Genomic DNA, 16,384 nt, shown 5'->3' on the forward strand with positions numbered 1-16,384 from the left:
GGTGCGCGACCCCAGCGCACGCGTGACGGAATGTGGCGCCCGGGATCCGCATGCTGCCCCGCATGCGGGCGCCACATTCATCACAAGGAAGGCCTGCCATGACCGATCTTTCCGCGCCGATCAAACCGACCGCGATGACGATGGACGCGCATTCACCAGGTCTCGCGCTTCGCTCCCTCGTGATCGGCCTCACTGCCTTCCTCACCGTCGTCGACCTGTTCGCGACACAGGCAATCCTGCCTTCGCTGACACGTCACTACGGTGTCGCACCAGCGGCGATGAGCCTGGCGGTCAACGCCAGCACGTTCGGCATGGCCGTCGCAGGCCTCGTCGTCGGCTTTCTCAGCCCGCACATCGACAGGCGGATCGGCATCCTGCTCAGCCTGACCCTGCTCGCGATTCCGACGAGCCTGCTGGCGACTGCGCCCAATCTTGCCATCTTCACGGGCCTGCGGGTGGCACAGGGCCTCTGCATGGCATCCGCCTTCGCATTGACATTGGCTCATCTCGGCGAGCAATGCAGCGCAATGGATTCCGGCGGCGCCTTTGCCGCCTACATCACGGGAAACGTCGCCAGCAATCTCGTCGGCCGGCTGGTCTCGGCCGCGATCGCCGATAGCCTTGGCCTGGCATGGAATTTCTATTTCTTTGCAGCCCTTAATCTGGCCGGCGCCGCACTGGTCTATTTCACCATTGCGCGCGTACAGCCGACGCGTGCAACGACGCCGAAGGCGTCGCCGCTTGGCGCGACGATCGCGCAGTGGCGGGATTCACGGCTGCGTGCCGCCTACGGCATCGGCTTCTGCATCCTGTTCGCATTCATCGGCACTTTCACATTCGTCAATTTCGTTCTGGTTCGGCCACCGCTGTCGCTGGGCATGATGGACCTCGGCTTCGTTTACTTCGTCTTCCTGCCTTCGGTGGTCACGACGTTGCTGGCCGGCAAAGTGGCGTCGCACCTCGGAACGCGTCCGACGATCTGGGGCTCGCTCGCGACCGCCGGGATCGGCTTGCCGCTGATGCTGGCCCCACACCTGGGCGCGGTCCTCGCCGGGATGGTTCTGGTCGGAATCGGCACCTTTTCCGCGCAAGCGGCTGCGACAGGATTCGTCGGACAGGCTGCGGCTGAAAACCGCGGCATCGCCAGCGGCACCTATCTCGCCTGCTATTTCTGCGGCGGGCTCATCGGCACCGCCGTCCTCGGCCGGCTGTTCGACGCGTATGGCTGGCATGCCTGCGTGGCCGGGGTGGGCCTGGCGCTCGCGGTCGCGGCCCTGCTGACGCTCGCCTTGAAGCGCTAGCGCTTGGCCGGCGCTTCCTGCGGCGGCTCGTCGTCGGCGATGGCGCGCCAGGCGGCGCCGTCGAGATCGTCGTACTGGCCGCTCCGGAGCGACCAGAGGAAGGCGGCGAGACCGGCGAGACCGAGCATCAGCGCCAGCGGCACCAGGATGACCAGGATTTCCATCACGCGATCTCCCGCGAGGCGCCGCGCGCGCGCAGCGAATTCACCATCACCAGGATCGACGATCCGCTCATGGCGGCAGCCGCGATCAGGGGCGTCACGACGCCGCTGATCGCCACCGGCACCGCGAGGACATTGTAGCCGATCGCAAGCCAGAGATTTTGCCGCATCAAGTGCAGCGCCTTGCGCGAAGCGTCGATGGCGGCGACGACCGGGGCCAGCGGCCGGCCGAGGAAGACGAGATCGGCGGTCGCCTGGCTCAAATGCGCGGCCGAGATCGGCGACATCGAGACGTGCGCTGCCGCCAGCGAGGGCGCATCGTTCATGCCGTCGCCGACCATCAGGACCTTCATGCCCCTCTGCTTCAAGACCTCGATCCGCGCGATCTTGTCGGCTGGGGTCACCCCGGCGCGCCATTCCGAGATGCCCAGCGCGTGGGCCGCCGCGATCACCGCCGGTTCACGGTCGCCGGAGAGAATCTCGATGCCGATATTGCGCGCCTTCAGCGCTGCGATCACAGCCTGCGCATCGGGACGGAGGCCCTGGCGCACAGAGAGGATGAATTTATCGCCGCCCTTGCTGAAAGCCACGACGGAGGCTTCGGGATCGAGATTTGTCACGTCGGACACCAGCGTCTCGGCGCCGCAGAAGGACGGACGGCCAAGGCGAATCTCGATGCCATCGACCACAGCGCGCACGCCCTGGCCGGCTTCCTCTACCGCGCTGACGATCGGCGATCTGGCGTCGGAGGCCTGCGCGACGGCGGCGGCGACCGGATGATGGCTCGACAGCGCGAGCCGTCCGGCAAGCTCGAAGACATCAGCGGGGATATCGGCGGCGTTCATCACGTCGAGATCGGGCAGCGTCAGCGTCCCGGTCTTGTCGAAGATGACGTGATCGGCTTCTGCGAGACGCTCGATGGCATCGCCCGAATTGAGCAGTACGCCCGATCTGAACATTGCGCCCGAGGCGATCGTCTGCACCGTCGGAATGGCGAGCCCGAGCGCGCAGGGACAGGTGATGATCAGCACCGCGACGCCGGTCACGATCGCATCATGCCAGCCGGCGCCCGCGATGACCCAGCCGAGGATGGTGACGAGCGCGGTGGCATGCACCACGGGCGCATAGAGTCGCGAGGCGCGGTCTGCGAGCCGCATGTAGCGCGAGCGCGCCTGCAGCGCGTTGTCGAGCAGCCGCGTGATCTCGGCGAGCAGCGTCGCCTCGGAGGCCGCCGAGACCCGCACCCGCAAGCTGCCCGAGATGTTCATCGATCCCGCATAGACCGGCGTGCCCTGGCCTGCCGTGACGTAGAGCGTCTCGCCGGTGATCAGGCTCTGGTCGATTTCGGAACGGCCCTCGATCACGGTGCCGTCGACCGCGCAGCGCTCGCCGGGCCGCAGCAGCACGATGTCGCCGGGATAGATCGCGGCCACCGGCACTTGAGATATCTCGCCAGGCCCGACGAACTTGGCCGCGGTCTCCGCCTTGAGCGCGGCGAGATTGCCTGCGACCGCGCGGGTCCGCCGCCGCATATTCTGGTCGAGAAAGCGGCCGACCAGGAGGAAAGTGAGCAGCATGATCGCCGCGTCGAAATAGGCGTGCTCGGCGTGGTTGATGGTCTCAACCACGGACATGCCGAGCGCCAGTGTCACGCCGATCGAGATCGGCACGTCCATGTTGGTGGTCTTGGCCGACAGCGCGCGCCAGGCCGAGCGGAAGAACGGCTGGCCGGCATAGGCCGCCGCCGGCAGCGCGATCAGCGCCGACAGCCAGTGGAAGAAATCGCGCTGCTCCGGCAGCATGTCCGAGACGTTGCCGGACCACACCGGGATCGACAGCATCATCACGTTCATGGTGGCGAACGCGGCGACGCCGAGGCAACGCAGCAGGAAGCGCGATTCGGCGACCTCGGTCGCCTCCGCGCTCTCGGTCTCGTAAGGATAGGCCTTGTAGCCGAGCTCTTCGAGGCGATCGATGAAGCGTGCCGGATCGAGCGTGCCCGCCTTCCATTCCAGCGCAACGCGCCGGTCGGTGAGGTTCACGCGCGCCAGCGTGACGTCGGGAATCGCGGACAGCCCGCGCTCGATCTTGGCCATGCAGCCGGCGCAGTGAACGCCCTCGACCGCGAGATCGATGTGCTGGACGCCCTCCCCCGCAGTCCGGACGTAATGCGAAAAGTCGCGCGAGACGTGCATGGCAAAATCCTTCAGTTCAGGATCACGCGGTTGCGCGACATGAACACGCGCGCTCCCCGCGTCTCGCCCTCGATCACCAGGTCCCACTGGCCCGGTGCGACCGATGCGGCATTGCCGCGATAGAGCCCGATGCCGGCCTCCGAGAGCTCGATTGCGAGATCGGCGCGCTTGTCGGTCGGCCGCTCCAGGCGGCCGCCAAATTTCAGTCCGGCGATCGGCTGGCCGCTCGCGTCGCGCGCCTCGACCTGAAGCACGGCGCCACCATCGGCGCGGCGCTCGACATGGGCGTTGACCTTCCATTTGCGCGCGGCCTGGTCCTGCGCCGCCGAGATTTCGCGATCATAGGCGAGGCCCGCGGCATAGGGGCTGTCGACGTCCGTGCCTGGCAGCGTCGCGATCGCGAGCTTCATCATGGTCACGTTGACGCCGATCACGACGCCGAAGAAGGCGACCAGCATCAGAAACACCTTGGTTCCGGTCAGCGGCTTGGTTGCCATGGCGAACTCCTGATCCTAGGGCGCGACGAAATTGTCGGTGGCGCTGGCGACTTCGCCGAGACCGATATCGGTGACGTGAAAGCGAACCGGGATCGACTTTTCCGGATTGCCCTCGACCGGCGCGGTCACGAGCACCCGCAGCTCGCTGGTGGAGTCGCGCGGAACCACGATCATCGGCCGGTCCTGCGTCACGGAATCGATCCCGATGACATGGATCGTCGCATTAACCGGACCGCTCGCGTCGATCGCAATGACGCGGTCGTAGCCGCTCTTGTTGAGCAACCGCACCGTGTAGGCGTTGCGGACCGAGCCGTCGCTGAGCCTGACCGCGACCGGGTTGCGGTCGTGCAGCACGTTGACGTCGAGCAGGCTGCGGGTCGCCAGCGTATAGATCATGATGCCACCGACCGCCGCGATGATCGCGCTGTAGGCGACGGTGCGAGCCCGGACAATGCGGTAGACCGGCGCCTTGCCTTCCTGGCGGCGCTGGATGTTGACGTCGTTGTCGTAGCCGATCAGCCGCTTCGGCCGGCCGATCTTGGTCATCACGTTGTCGCAGGCGTCGATGCAGAGCCCGCACTGGATGCATTCGAGCTGCGGTCCATTGCGGATGTCGATGCCGGTCGGACACACGGCGACGCATTGATAACAGTCGACGCAGTCGCCGACTTGCTCGCCGAGCGCGCGCAGCTCGGCCGCCTTCTTGACCGACGTACGCTTCTCGCCGCGATCGTAACGATAGGTCACGTTGAGCGCCCATTCATCGGTGAGCGCGGCCTGGATCCGCGGCCACGGGCACATATAGGTGCAGACCTGCTCGCGCATGAAGCCGGCGAGCACGTAGGTCGTCGCGGTGAGAATGCCGATCCAGATATAGGCGATCATCGGCGCCTGGAAGGTGACGAGTTCCCTGACCAGCGTCGGTGCGTCGTTGAAATAGAGCACCCATGCGCCGCCGGTCCACCACCCGATCAAGAGCCAGATCGAATGCTTGAGCACGATCTCGGAGATGCGCTCCAGCTTCATCGGGTCGGACGATTTGTCCTTCTTCATCCGCTCGCGCCGGTCGCCCTCGATCAGACGCTCGACCGCATAGAACAGGTCCGTCCACACGGTCTGCGGACAGAGATAGCCGCACCAGATGCGGCCGCCGACCGAGTTCATCAGGAATAGCGCCACCGCGGCGACGATCAGCAGGCCGGTGAAGTAGTAGACCTCCTGCGGCCACAGCTCGATGAAGAAGAAATAGAAGCGGCTGTTGGGAAGATCGATCAGCACCGCTTGGCTCGGAGCACCGAGGCCGCGGTTCCAGCGCACGAACGGCAGGAAGTAGTAGACGCCGAGGCAGAACGCCATCAGGCCCCATTTGATCCGGCGGAAGGTGCCGGAGATGCTCTGGGGATAGACTTTCTTCTGGGCCACATAGAGCGGCCCGTTGTCATCGTCTAATGGGAGCTCTTTTGGGTTCACGGTCCTGTTCATCGCCTGCAGCTTTTCGGGAGGTGCGATAAAACCTAGACCCGACGCCGCCGCGTCAGTTGATCCAGCGCAAGCGGGAGCGTTTTTTGTTCGCCCCCGCTTGTTCCCAATTGGCTATTTTCCGCCGCCCAGCGAGTGGACGTAAACTGCCATCGCCTTGATGGTGGCGGGATCGAGCCGCCCTTCCCAGGCCGGCATCACGCCCGCGCGGCCCTGGCTGATGGTCTCGATCAGCGTCGCCTCGTCCGAACCATAGAGCCAGATCTTGTCGGTCAAATTGGGGGCGCCCATCTCCGGGTTGCCCTTGCCGCCGTCGCCATGGCAGGCGACGCAATTCTCCGCGAAGATCTTCTCGCCCTTGGCCGCGTCATAGCCCTTGCGGGTCGGAAGGCCCGACAGTGCCCGGACATAGTTGGCGGCCGTGACGATCTCCTCCGGCTTCAGCACGCCGTCCTTGCCGAATGCGAGCATCTGGCCTTCATGCGTCTTGGCGTGGCCGGAACGTGCGCCGAACTGGATGGTCTGCATGATCTGGTCGAGCGATCCGCCCCACAGCCAGTCGTCGTCGTTCAGGTTCGGATAGCCCTTGGCACCCGCGCCGCCTGAGCCGTGACACGGCGCGCAATTGTCGCCGAACACGGTCTTACCCTTGGCGCGGGCGAGCGCGAGCAGCGCCGGGTCCTTCTCGATCTCGACGAGCGAGGCCGCGCCCAAGGCAACCATCTTGGCTCCGCGGATCTTCTCGAGGTTGGCGAGCTCGACCGCGACGTCGGCGCGTGTCGAGTAGCCGAACAGGCCCGTGGTATTGCCCGAGATCAGCGGCCAGGCCGGATACACGATCCAGTAGCCGACCGCCCAGACGATGGTGAGGTAGAAGGTGATTACCCACCAGCGCGGCAGCGGCGTGTTGAGCTCCTTGATGCCGTCCCACTCATGTCCGGTCGTGGACCTGCCGGAGACGGGATCGATGTCGCTATGATGATCGGTCATGATCTCTTACTCCTCCCGCAACGGCAGGTGTGCCGCTTCGTCGAAAGCTGCCTTGTTACGGGGCCAGAATGCGTAGGCGATGATCGCGACAAAGATCGCGACGAACACCGGCGTCCAGATCGTGGTCACGAGACCGGACGCGAGATTGTCGAGGGTCAGGATGGCTTTCATCGTTGTGCCTTCTCAGCGAAGATTGGCTTTCTCGTTGTAGATCTTGAAGTCGACCAGCGTGCCGAGCATCTGGAGATAGGCGATCAGCGCGTCCATCTCGGTCGGCGTGCCGGCCTTGCCGTCGAAGTTGCGCACCACGGCCTTTGCGTAGCGCTTGGTGAAAGCGTCGGAGCCGGCATTGTCAGGATCGGCCTGGGCTTTCATGTCGGCGCCCGCATTGGCGATCTGGTCGTCGGTGTAGGGCGTGCCGACGGTCCGCAGCGTGCGCATGTGGTCGGCGATCGTGTCCGGATCGACCTCGGTCTGGCTCAGGAACGGGTAGCCGGGCATCACCGATTGCGGCACGATTGCGCGCGGGTTGGTCAGATGGGTGACGTGCCAGTCGTCGGAATATTTGGCGCCGACGCGGGCAAGATCGGGACCGGTGCGCTTCGAGCCCCACTGGAACGGATGGTCGTACATGCTCTCGGCGGCCAGCGAGAAATGGCCGTAGCGCTCGACCTCGTCGCGCAAGGGCCGGATCATCTGCGAATGGCAGAGATAGCAGCCTTCGCGGATGTAGACGTTGCGCCCGGCGAGCTCCAGCGGCGTATACGGCCTGATCCCGTCGACCGCCTCGATCGTGCTCTTGAGGTAGAACAGCGGGGTGATCTCGACGAGACCGCCGATCGCGATCACCAGCAGGATGCCGACGATCAGGATGATCGAGTTCTTTTCGAAGATTTGGTGGCGTGTCCAGAACGACATGGAAAACTCCTCATTCCGCCGGCTGAAGAGCGACGGGCATCTGGACTTCCTGTTCGCCGACGCGAACGGTCATCCAGAGATTGTAGGCCATGATCAACGCGCCGATCAGGAACAGCCCGCCGCCGGCAGCGCGGATGATGTAGAAGGGATGCATCGCTTCGACGGTCTCGATGAAGGAATATTCGAGGAAGCCGAGCGAGGTGTAGGCGCGCCACATCAGGCCCTGGAGGATGCCGGACACCCACATCGCCGAGATGTAGAGGACGATGCCAAGCGTCGCGATCCAGAAGTGCCAGTTGACGAGCTTAAGGCTGTAGAGGCCCTTGCGATTCCAGATCCAGGGCACCAGGCAGTAGAGCGCGCCGAAGGAGACGAAACCGACCCAGCCGAGCGCGCCGGAATGCACGTGGCCGATGGTCCAGTCGGTGTAGTGGCTGAGCGAGTTGACCACCTTGATCGACATCATCGGGCCTTCGAAGGTCGACATGCCGTAGAAGGCCACGGAGACGACGAGCATGCGCAGCACGGGATCGGTGCGCAGCTTGTCCCAGGCGCCCGACAGCGTCATCAGGCCGTTGATCATGCCGCCCCAGGACGGCATCCACAGCATGATCGAGAAGGTCATGCCGAGCGTCTGGGTCCAGTCTGGCAGCGCCGTGTAGTGCAGATGGTGCGGGCCGGCCCAGATGTAGAGGAAGATCAGCGCCCAGAAGTGGATGATCGAGAGACGGTAGGAGTAGATCGGCCGCTCGGCACGCTTGGGGATGAAGTAGTACATGATGGCGAGGAAGCCGGCGGTCAGGAAGAAGCCGACCGCGTTGTGGCCGTACCACCACTGGAACATGGCGTCCTGGATGCCGCCCCAGGCGATGTAGGATTTCGAGCCGAACACCGAAACTGGCAGAGCCGGGTTGTTACCGAGATGCAAGACCGCAATCGTCACGATGAAAGCGAGATAGAACCAGTTCGCGACGAAGATGTGCGGTTCCTTGCGCTTGATGATCGTGGCAAGGAAGACCAGCAGATAGGTGACCCAGACGATGGTCAGCCACAGATCGGCGTACCATTCCGGCTCGGCATATTCCTTCGACTGGGTGACGCCGAGCAGATAGCCGGTGCCGGCGATCAGGATGAAGAAATTGTAGCCGACGACGACGAACCATGGCGCGAGATCGCCTGCAAGCCGAACGCGGCAGCTCTTCTGGACGACGTAGAAGGAGGTCGCGATCAGGACGTTGCCGCCGAAGGCAAAGATCACTGCGGACGTGTGCAGCGGACGCAGGCGGCCGAAGCTGGTCCAGGGCAGATCGAAGTTCAGCGCCGGCCACGCCAGTTGCGAGGCGATGATGAGGCCGACGAGAAAGCCGGCAATGCCCCAGAACATCGCCATGACGGAGGAGAACTTGATGGGGCCCATGTTGTAATTGGGCCGGCCGCTGATCTCTGCAGGCGGCAACGCCGCCGGTCGATCGAGATAACGGTTGATGATGCAGAAGACCGCCGCGAGGCTGGCCGCCGCGCTCAGCGCGGCATGGAAGGCGAAGGGCGCATCGAGCGCCTTGGCCGAGGCAATCACGCAGAGGAAGGCGGTGACCGCGAACACGACAGCCAGGCCGCTTTCACCTGACGTCATGGACTTGGAGATGGAGGGCTGGCTCATGCGGATTCTCTCTGAAAGAACACAGGGCCAGAAACCACATTCGCCCTCGCGGGGAATTGATTGAAATCAAGCTATGTGGATTTCTGTTAATGTGAGGCGGTTGTTAAAGTGCCCTCTCCCCTTGTGGGAGAGGGCAGCGAGGACCATGCCGCGCACTCACTTGGGTGAGGGGTTGGTCCCGCACGAAGACTCTTTCGGTGGAGAAAAACCCCTCATCCGGCGCCATAGCCGAAGCTTCGCTTCGGCGTTCTTAAGAACGGCGGCCGAAGGCCGCCTATGCCACCTTCTCCCACAAGGGGAGAAGGGAAGAAAAAGACTCTCCCGTAATTATGGAGCCGACAATTCTCACTCCCGCGCCGTCGCCTTGAGTGCCGTGATGACGTCCTCGCGCGCGACGATACCGACCAGCTTCTGCGCGCCGTCGAGCACGATGATGCTCCTGATGCGGTGCTCGACCATGATCTGGAGCACGCGCGTCAGCCGCGTGTCGGGGCTGACATAGATAAAGTCGGGCGTCATGACGTCGCCGATTTTGCGGCTCATCAGGTCGTGGTAGCGCGGCAGCATCTGGCTCGGCGTGAAGGCGAAGCACTTCAGGATGTCGAACTTGGTGACGATGCCGACGACCTGCCCGTCGTCCTCGACGGGATAGGAATTGAAATCATCGCGTTCGAACATCTCGCTGAGCGCGAGCAGGTCGAGGTCGCGCCTCACCGTCCTGACGTCGTGCGTCATGTAGCCGTCGACGGTCTGTTCAAGGAATCTGTACACGGCGCGTCCTCTTTGATTCGTCTTGCATCGCTCCCGCGTCAGTGCGACAGCAGCACGCAGCGGGCAGATTGAGTGACCAGATATTGGGTGACGCCGCCGAGGATCAGTTCGCGGAAGCGCGAATGACCGTAGGCACCGGCGACAATCAGACTGGCGCCGACATCGCCGGCAATTTTCTCCAGTTGCCCGGCGACGGTTTCGTTCCGGGCCGCTTCGGAAACGCGCGCGATCGCGGTCACGCCGTGGCGGGCAAGCCACGCCGTCACGTCGGTTACGCCAGCGACCGCGGCAGGGCGGTCGTCGTCGCCTTCGGGAATTGCGAGGACGGTGACATCCCTGGCCTTGCGTAGTATCGGCAGCGCATCGGCGAGCGCCCGCCGCGCTTCCGGCGTATCCTTCCACGCGACCAGGACGCTGCGCAGATCGAGCCAGTTGACCCCGTCAGGCACGACCAGGATCGGCCGGCCGGCTTGCATCACCAGATCCTTGGGGCTCGCGAGCGCGAAGGCGTCGGAGAAGGCCGGGCTCTGGCCGCCGGTGACGACGATGTCGGCGCAACGCGCCTGAGTGAACGTAAAGCGCGCCGGGAAATCCATGGCGCTGCGCCATTCCACATGTCCGCCGCGATTCCGGATCGCGGCGCGGAATTGCGCCTCGAGCTCGCCCAGGCGTCGCTTGACCGAGGCTTCTCCCTCATCGATCAGTGCCTGCGCTGCAGTGCCATCGCTGAAATAGAGCGGCGGGGCGAACTGCGCCGAAGCAAGGCCGATGATCGACGCCTCAAATCGTTCGGCAAGCTCGCCCGCGACCTGAAGCCGCGCCTCGTTGGGCTGATCGAGCGCCAGGCTGACCATCACGGTCGCGTATGTCATCGAGATTCTCCGAAGCAATGGGCTTTGATCCGATCGTAAGCCGGCCGCTGCCTGGCAGGATGAGATAGATCAAAACCTTGGATCACCGCGCCGGCCGGAAATCTGCCAATGGTATAAGACATCGGAACTTGCCTCTGGCCCCTCCTTGGGTACATTGCCGACGGTAACGCTGTGCGGTTCCCCGCATCAGAATGGGAGTGATCGTTTGGCGCCGACCCGTGTGATTCATCCGCAAGATGACGGCCGGGGCGAACATTTCCGCGTTCGAATCGAAGGATTTGGCGTCGGGACCTGGGATCTCGATCTCACGACACTGGAATTGGAGTGGTCGGAGACGGCCAGAAGCCTGTTCGGAATCGAATCTGGCCAATCGGTGAGTTACGCGCTGTTCCTGTCCCGGCTGGAGCCGAACGACCGCGAGCGGATCGAGATCGCGATCCGGCGCGTCTCCGAACGGGGCGGCAGCTTCGACGTGTCGTTCAGGGTCGCGGGGGCGTCGGGCAGAGCGCAGTGGATTCGCGCCCGCGCGGGGCTGATTCGAGACGACGCCGGCGCCGCTCGACATCTCAGCGGCATCTTTCTTGACGTCGATGAGGAGAAGCAGGTCGAGGAAACCCTGCGCACCCGCGAGAGTCACCTCCGCTCGATCCTCCAGACGATTCCCGATGCCATGATCGTCATCGACGGCCATGGCATCATCCAGCTCTTCAGCACGGCGGCGGAGCGCCTGTTCGGCTGGGTCGAGTCGGAGGCGATCGGGCAGAACGTCCGCATCCTGATGCCGGAGCCCGACAGCTCACGTCACGACGGCTACATCGCGCGCTACCGGACCACCAGCGACCCACACATCATCGGCATCGGTCGCATCGTGACCGGCAAGCGCCGCGACGGCACGACCTTTCCGATGCACCTGTCGATCGGCGAGATGCAGTCGGGCGGCGAGCCCTATTTTACCGGCTTCGTCCGCGATCTGACCGAGCATCAGAAAACCCAGACGCGGCTCCAGGAATTGCAATCCGAGCTCGTCCATGTCTCGCGATTGAGCGCGATGGGCGAAATGGCGTCCGCGCTCGCCCACGAGCTGAACCAGCCGCTGGCAGCGATCAGCAACTACATGAAGGGGTCGCGGCGGTTGCTCGCCGGAAGCCAGGATCCGAATGCGCCGAAGATCGAGAGCGCGCTGGACCGCGCCGCCGAACAGGCGCTGCGCGCCGGCCAGATCATCCGGCGCTTGCGCGACTTCGTCTCCCGCGGCGAGTCGGAGAAACGGGTCGAGAGTCTGTCCAGACTGATCGAAGAGGCCGGCGCCCTCGGGCTGGCAGGCGCGCGCGAGCAGGATGTGCAGCTCCGTTTCGGCCTCAATCCAAATGCCGATCTCGTGCTCGCCGACCGGGTGCAAATCCAGCAGGTGCTGGTCAATCTGTTCCGCAACGCGCTGGAAGCGATGGCGCAGTCGCCACGGCGCGAGCTCGTCGTCACCAACACCCGCGCCGCCGACGACATGATCGAGATCGAGGTCTCCGACACCGGCTCCGGCTTCCAGGACGACGTCATGCCAAACCTGTTTCAGACCTTTTTCACAACCAAGGACACCGGTATGGGCGTGGGACTGTCCATCAGCCGCTCGATCATCGAGGCTCACGGCGGCCGGATGTGGGCCGAGAGCAACGCATCGGGTGGGGCGACATTCCGCTTCACGTTGCCGGCAGCCGACGAGAACTGATCCATGACGACCAAGGGAATCATCTACGTCATTGACGACGACGAGGCGATGCGGGATTCGCTGAATTTCCTGCTGGATTCAGCTGGCTTCGGCGTCACACTGTTCGACAACGCGCAGAGTTTTCTCGACGCCCTGCCCGGCCTCGCCTTCGGCTGCGTCGTCTCCGACGTGCGGATGCCCGGTATCGACGGGATCGAGCTTCTCAAGCGCCTGAAGGCGCAGCGCAGCCGGTTTCCAATCCTGATCATGACCGGACATGGCGACGTGCCGCTCGCGGTCGAGGCGATGAAACTCGGTGCCATGGATTTCCTGGAAAAGCCGTTCGAAGATGACCGCCTCGTCGCCATGATCGAATCCGCGATCCGCGAGGGCGAGCCGGCGGCCAGGAACGAGGCCGTGGCTCAGGACCTCGCCGCTCGCGTCGCTTCCCTAAGCCCCAGGGAGCGCCAGGTCATGGAGGGGCTGATCGCAGGCCTCTCCAACAAGCTGATCGCCCGCGAGTACGACATCAGCCCGCGCACCATCGAGGTCTACCGGGCCAACGTGATGACCAAGATGCAGGCCAACAGCCTGTCGGAGCTGGTCCGGCTGGCGATGCGCGCCGGAATGCTCAACGATTGAAGTCACCAGGATTGAGGCAAGTCAAAACCGGTCGCTCGCCCTGTGCTACCAGATCGGAATGATTGCGATCAGCTCCCATCCTGAGCGGCTCCCGATGTCGTCACCCGCGAAACCAACCGTCTATGTGGTGGACGACGACGCTGCCGTGCTGGGCTCCCTGCGCTTCCTGTTGGAAACCGACGGCTTTGCCGTGCGGACCTTCAGGAACGCCACGGCGCTGCTCAATGCGGCGAGCCCGTCCGGTGCAGACTGTTACGTGATCGACTACAAGATGCCCGATATCAACGGTATCGAGCTGGCCGGGCGGCTGCGCCTTTCCGAAGGCGGTACCCCGGTGATCCTGATCACCGGCTATCCCGACCCGAATATCTCGGCCCGGGCGGCGGCCGCAGGCGTGAACGAGGTAATTCTGAAGCCGCTTCTGGACGAAAACCTGGTCAAACGCATTCGCCACGCCATCCAGAACCGGGTCCATAGCTGACCTACGGGATTCTACGTAAGGCGCCCCCCTTAAGATATCTCGCGAAATTTTCGAGGCACCCGATACCGCGTACCAAAGCGTCATCACAACGGAGATGGCGCAGATGCTGACCCAGACGATCAACACCCAGGCGATCAAGACCCAGATCAACGGCAGCAAGATCGCCCCGGGCCATCCCGTCTCCGACCAGTTCGGTGCGATTGCCGGCCATGTCGGCCTCGTTGCCACCGAGTTCTCCTACCGCAAGGAAGAGGAGATCTATGGCGAGGACGAGCCGGCCGAGTATGTCTATCAGGTCGTCACCGGCGCCGTGCGCAGCTACAAGCTTCTCTCCGATGGCCGCCGCCAGATCGGCTCCTTCCACCTTCCCGGCGACGTATTCGGCCTCGAATCCGGCACCACCCACCGCCTCGCTGCTGAAGCTATCATCGACACCACGGTGCGCCTCGTGAAGCGCGCGAGCCTCGAGAAGGCCGCAGCCACCGACGTCCAGGTCGCCCGCAAGCTCTGGGCCATGACCGCCGGTGAGCTTCGCCACGCCGAAGACCACATGCTGCTGCTGGGCCGCAAGACCGCGATGGAGCGCGTCGCAACCTTCCTGCTCGAAATGGACCGCCGCCTCGCGGTTGCCGGCATGATGGCGCTGCCGATGTGCCGCCGCGACATCGGCGACTATCTCGGTCTCACGCTCGAGACCGTCTCGCGCGCGCTGTCACAGCTTCACGCCCAAGGCATTCTCGGCTTCTCCGGCGCCCGCCAGATCGTGTTGCGCAACCGCGCACGCCTGCACAATCTCGACGCCTGATCTCCCCTCTCCCACCCGCTCATGGCCGGCTGAATTGGTTCAGCCGGCCATTTCTTTTGCTGCGATCATGCCCTTGCGCCGCGTCTCCGGCATCACAAGCAGAATAAGCAGAAGTCCCGTCGCCGCGACGCCGGACAATCCGGTGAACGCCATGGCATTGCCGAATTTATCGCTGACATAGCCGCCAAGCGCGGTGCTCATCGACGCGCCGATGCCCATCGCCGTGCCGACGATGCCCTGCGCGAGGTTGAAATGGCCGCTGCCGAAGGCGACGTCGGCCACGATCAACGGGATCATCACCGCGAACACCGCCGCGGTGAGGCCGTCGAACACCTGCACCAGCACCAGCAGATACGGATCGCGCACGGTCGCGAACAAGAGACCGCGAATCGTCAGCGCCGCGAATCCGATCAGCAGCAGCGGCCTGCGGCCCCATGCTTGCGCCTTGCGCCCTACGCTCGGCGACAGCAGCGCCACGATCGCCTGCGGCACGACGATGCAAAACGCGACGAGCACCGTCGCCCACTCGCTCGATCGCGCCGTCACCGCGCTTGCCATCAGCGGCATCATCGAGGCGTTCGCGAGCTGCAACAAGAGCACGCTGAGCGCGAAGACAATGAGCGGCCGCTGCCGGATCAAGTGCCAGATATTGGTGTCGCCGCGATCCTCCGCCTCGCGCGGCATCTCGCCGTGACAGCGTGCGATGTCGACCTCGTGCTCGCGGATGCGAGAGAGGGCGATCAAGGTGGGGATTGCGAGCAGGAAGGTGACCAGGAACACCGAGCGGCTCGACAGCAGATAGCCGGCCGTTCCCATCACCGCGGCCGCAACACCGTTGCCAAGCGAGGCAAAGCGCGCGTTGCGGCCGAGACGCTCGCCGATCGCGAGCGGGCCGACCAGACCGAGACTGATTGCCGCGATCGCCGGTCCGAGCACGCAGCTCGCGGCGGCGTGCAAGGTGGCCGCAGCCACCACCACGGGGAAGATCGGCATCGCCGCATAGGCGAGCGCGCAGCAGCCGATGGTGGCGATGGCGAGGCCGGCGACCAGACGCTCGGATTTCGCAGCATCGATGATGGCGCCGCCCGGCATCTGGCCGATCAGGGCAACGATGCCGCCGATCGACAGCACGAGGCCGATCTCGACCTGGGTCCATTTCTGGGTCGTCAAATAGACCGCGATGAACGGCCCGAATCCGGTCTGCACGTCGGCGAGGAAGAAGATGAACCAGTCGAGGCCGCGCAGGCTCTGGCGCGACGGCGCCGGAATGCCGGCAGGCGACGGCGTGGAAACGTTGTCCTGCTCAACGCGGTCCTTGCGATCCGCATGATTCGGCTTCCTTGACAACAGCACCGGCGGCCATCCCTCCCCGCGCCTCACTGAACAGCTTGCAGCGGCTGCAGGCTGCCGGACGCGCCGAGCACCACCATCGGCGTGTCCTCCTTGTATTCCGGCGCGGCTGCGACCTGTGCCTTGGTCAATTCCAGCGTGATGCTGTCCTTCTTGTTGACGATCTTGCCGAACCGCATCGCGTTCCAGTCCACCACGATCTTGCGGCTGCCGACGCCGAGGAAGCCGCCGAAATCGATCACGGCGGCGCGCACGTGCCCGCTCCGATCGACGATGACGTCGACGATGCGGCCCATGTCCTCGTTCGCCGCGCTGAGCACGTCACGGCCAAGCACACCGTGCGCATCGCTCGCGCCGATGATCGTGACCGACGGTGGTGGCGCGGCATTCTTGGGCGTGACGGGGACCGATGACGCCGGCGGCTGCGCCGTCGGCGGTGCATTCGCTTCAGTCGCGGGTGCGGGCGACTCCTCCGCGGCACGTGACACGGCGAGCGTCATCCCGCAGACGATCACGACGCCCAGGGCCAACCATCCGGCGGTACGCATGCACCCTCCTCC

At 64.4% G+C, this 16,384-nt stretch carries 17 protein-coding genes; 5 read left to right on the forward strand and 12 right to left on the reverse strand.

Translation table 11 applies throughout. The features are described 5' to 3' along the window. Positions 1-98: 98 nt before the first annotated feature. Entirely contained in the window at positions 99-1,301 is a 1,203-nt protein-coding gene (locus ABIB80_RS14655) for an MFS transporter (RefSeq protein WP_354127771.1), read from the forward strand. On the opposite strand, the gene ccoS is transcribed toward ABIB80_RS14655, so the two are convergent. The 10 genes from ccoS to ABIB80_RS14705 form a co-directional block, all read right to left on the reverse strand. Further along, a complete protein-coding gene (ccoS, locus tag ABIB80_RS14660; RefSeq protein WP_007594007.1) occupies positions 1,298-1,465 on the reverse strand; it encodes a cbb3-type cytochrome oxidase assembly protein CcoS in 168 nt (55 codons plus the stop codon). The genes ABIB80_RS14655 and ccoS overlap by 4 nt on opposite strands. Next, positions 1,465-3,657 (reverse strand): cation-translocating P-type ATPase, encoded by a 2,193-nt coding sequence (locus ABIB80_RS14665; protein WP_354127772.1) that lies wholly within the window; start codon positions 3,655-3,657, stop codon positions 1,465-1,467. Before ABIB80_RS14665 ends, ccoS begins: the two co-directional genes overlap by 1 nt. A gap of 11 nt (positions 3,658-3,668) precedes the next feature. Continuing rightward, positions 3,669-4,154 (reverse strand): FixH family protein, encoded by a 486-nt coding sequence (locus ABIB80_RS14670; protein ID WP_354127773.1) that lies wholly within the window; start codon positions 4,152-4,154, stop codon positions 3,669-3,671. A 15-nt stretch (positions 4,155-4,169) separates the two neighbouring features. Beyond that, positions 4,170-5,636: a cytochrome c oxidase accessory protein CcoG gene (gene ccoG / locus ABIB80_RS14675; protein ID WP_007594014.1), complete on the reverse strand. Its 1,467-nt coding sequence runs from the start codon at positions 5,634-5,636 to the stop codon at positions 4,170-4,172. Between the two features lie 111 nt (positions 5,637-5,747). Continuing rightward, entirely contained in the window at positions 5,748-6,623 is an 876-nt protein-coding gene (gene ccoP, locus ABIB80_RS14680) for a cytochrome-c oxidase, cbb3-type subunit III (protein ID WP_007594015.1), read from the reverse strand. A gap of 6 nt (positions 6,624-6,629) precedes the next feature. Then, the gene (locus ABIB80_RS14685) at positions 6,630-6,794 is read right to left on the reverse strand and encodes a CcoQ/FixQ family Cbb3-type cytochrome c oxidase assembly chaperone (protein ID WP_007594016.1); all 165 of its coding nucleotides are present in this window, start codon (positions 6,792-6,794) and stop codon (positions 6,630-6,632) included. A gap of 12 nt (positions 6,795-6,806) precedes the next feature. Then, on the reverse strand, positions 6,807-7,541 hold the full coding sequence (ccoO, locus tag ABIB80_RS14690) for a cytochrome-c oxidase, cbb3-type subunit II (RefSeq protein WP_007594017.1): 735 nt from the start codon (positions 7,539-7,541) through the stop codon (positions 6,807-6,809). A gap of 10 nt (positions 7,542-7,551) precedes the next feature. Then, positions 7,552-9,201, reverse strand: a complete 1,650-nt coding sequence (ccoN, locus tag ABIB80_RS14695) for a cytochrome-c oxidase, cbb3-type subunit I (RefSeq protein WP_007594018.1) — start codon at positions 9,199-9,201, stop codon at positions 7,552-7,554. Between the two features lie 345 nt (positions 9,202-9,546). After that, positions 9,547-9,972 carry a CBS domain-containing protein gene (locus ABIB80_RS14700; protein ID WP_007594019.1) on the reverse strand — a complete coding sequence of 142 codons (426 nt, stop codon included), beginning with the start codon at positions 9,970-9,972 and terminating at the stop codon, positions 9,547-9,549. Positions 9,973-10,010: 38 nt separating this feature from the next. Continuing rightward, positions 10,011-10,844 (reverse strand): universal stress protein, encoded by an 834-nt coding sequence (locus tag ABIB80_RS14705; RefSeq protein WP_219682757.1) that lies wholly within the window; start codon positions 10,842-10,844, stop codon positions 10,011-10,013. A 205-nt stretch (positions 10,845-11,049) separates the two neighbouring features. On the opposite strand from ABIB80_RS14705, the gene fixL reads away from it, so the two are divergent. The 4 genes from fixL (at position 11,050) to ABIB80_RS14725 (ending at position 14,474) form a co-directional block, all read left to right on the forward strand. Further along, positions 11,050-12,567 carry a sensor protein FixL gene (fixL, locus tag ABIB80_RS14710; RefSeq protein WP_007594022.1) on the forward strand — a complete coding sequence of 506 codons (1,518 nt, stop codon included), beginning with the start codon at positions 11,050-11,052 and terminating at the stop codon, positions 12,565-12,567. Positions 12,568-12,570: 3 nt separating this feature from the next. Continuing rightward, positions 12,571-13,188: a response regulator FixJ gene (gene fixJ / locus ABIB80_RS14715; protein WP_007594024.1), complete on the forward strand. Its 618-nt coding sequence runs from the start codon at positions 12,571-12,573 to the stop codon at positions 13,186-13,188. A 58-nt stretch (positions 13,189-13,246) separates the two neighbouring features. After that, positions 13,247-13,669, forward strand: coding sequence for a response regulator (locus ABIB80_RS14720; RefSeq protein ID WP_035993149.1), 423 nt, complete (start codon positions 13,247-13,249; stop codon positions 13,667-13,669). Positions 13,670-13,772: 103 nt separating this feature from the next. Next, positions 13,773-14,474: a helix-turn-helix domain-containing protein gene (locus tag ABIB80_RS14725; RefSeq protein ID WP_007594028.1), complete on the forward strand. Its 702-nt coding sequence runs from the start codon at positions 13,773-13,775 to the stop codon at positions 14,472-14,474. A gap of 39 nt (positions 14,475-14,513) precedes the next feature. Here ABIB80_RS14725 and ABIB80_RS14730 read toward each other — a convergent pair whose 3' ends face one another. Continuing rightward, on the reverse strand, positions 14,514-15,827 hold the full coding sequence (locus ABIB80_RS14730; RefSeq protein ID WP_007594030.1) for an MFS transporter: 1,314 nt from the start codon (positions 15,825-15,827) through the stop codon (positions 14,514-14,516). Between the two features lie 23 nt (positions 15,828-15,850). Further along, positions 15,851-16,372, reverse strand: a complete 522-nt coding sequence (locus tag ABIB80_RS14735) for a PRC-barrel domain-containing protein (protein WP_219682761.1) — start codon at positions 16,370-16,372, stop codon at positions 15,851-15,853. Positions 16,373-16,384: the final 12 nt, after the last annotated feature.

Source organism: Bradyrhizobium sp. i1.15.2 (assembly GCF_040548425.1).
GTDB classification, from domain to species: Bacteria; Pseudomonadota; Alphaproteobacteria; order Rhizobiales; family Xanthobacteraceae; genus Bradyrhizobium; species Bradyrhizobium canariense.

Excerpts from the sequence above, each read along its gene's own strand:
- ABIB80_RS14655 (WP_354127771.1), top strand. The coding sequence starts at position 99 with ATGACCGATCTTTCCGCGCCGATCAAACCGACCGCGATGACGATGGAC.
- ccoS (WP_007594007.1), bottom strand. The coding sequence starts at position 1,465 with ATGGAAATCCTGGTCATCCTGGTGCCGCTGGCGCTGATGCTCGGTCTC.
- ABIB80_RS14665 (WP_354127772.1), bottom strand. The coding sequence starts at position 3,657 with ATGCACGTCTCGCGCGACTTTTCGCATTACGTCCGGACTGCGGGGGAG.
- ABIB80_RS14670 (WP_354127773.1), bottom strand. The coding sequence starts at position 4,154 with ATGGCAACCAAGCCGCTGACCGGAACCAAGGTGTTTCTGATGCTGGTC.
- ccoG (WP_007594014.1), bottom strand. The coding sequence starts at position 5,636 with ATGAACAGGACCGTGAACCCAAAAGAGCTCCCATTAGACGATGACAAC.
- ccoP (WP_007594015.1), bottom strand. The coding sequence starts at position 6,623 with ATGACCGATCATCATAGCGACATCGATCCCGTCTCCGGCAGGTCCACG.
- ABIB80_RS14685 (WP_007594016.1), bottom strand. The coding sequence starts at position 6,794 with ATGAAAGCCATCCTGACCCTCGACAATCTCGCGTCCGGTCTCGTGACC.
- ccoO (WP_007594017.1), bottom strand. The coding sequence starts at position 7,541 with ATGTCGTTCTGGACACGCCACCAAATCTTCGAAAAGAACTCGATCATC.
- ccoN (WP_007594018.1), bottom strand. The coding sequence starts at position 9,201 with ATGAGCCAGCCCTCCATCTCCAAGTCCATGACGTCAGGTGAAAGCGGC.
- ABIB80_RS14705 (WP_219682757.1), bottom strand. The coding sequence starts at position 10,844 with ATGACATACGCGACCGTGATGGTCAGCCTGGCGCTCGATCAGCCCAAC.
- fixJ (WP_007594024.1), top strand. The coding sequence starts at position 12,571 with ATGACGACCAAGGGAATCATCTACGTCATTGACGACGACGAGGCGATG.
- ABIB80_RS14720 (WP_035993149.1), top strand. The coding sequence starts at position 13,247 with ATGATTGCGATCAGCTCCCATCCTGAGCGGCTCCCGATGTCGTCACCC.
- ABIB80_RS14725 (WP_007594028.1), top strand. The coding sequence starts at position 13,773 with ATGCTGACCCAGACGATCAACACCCAGGCGATCAAGACCCAGATCAAC.
- ABIB80_RS14735 (WP_219682761.1), bottom strand. The coding sequence starts at position 16,372 with ATGCGTACCGCCGGATGGTTGGCCCTGGGCGTCGTGATCGTCTGCGGG.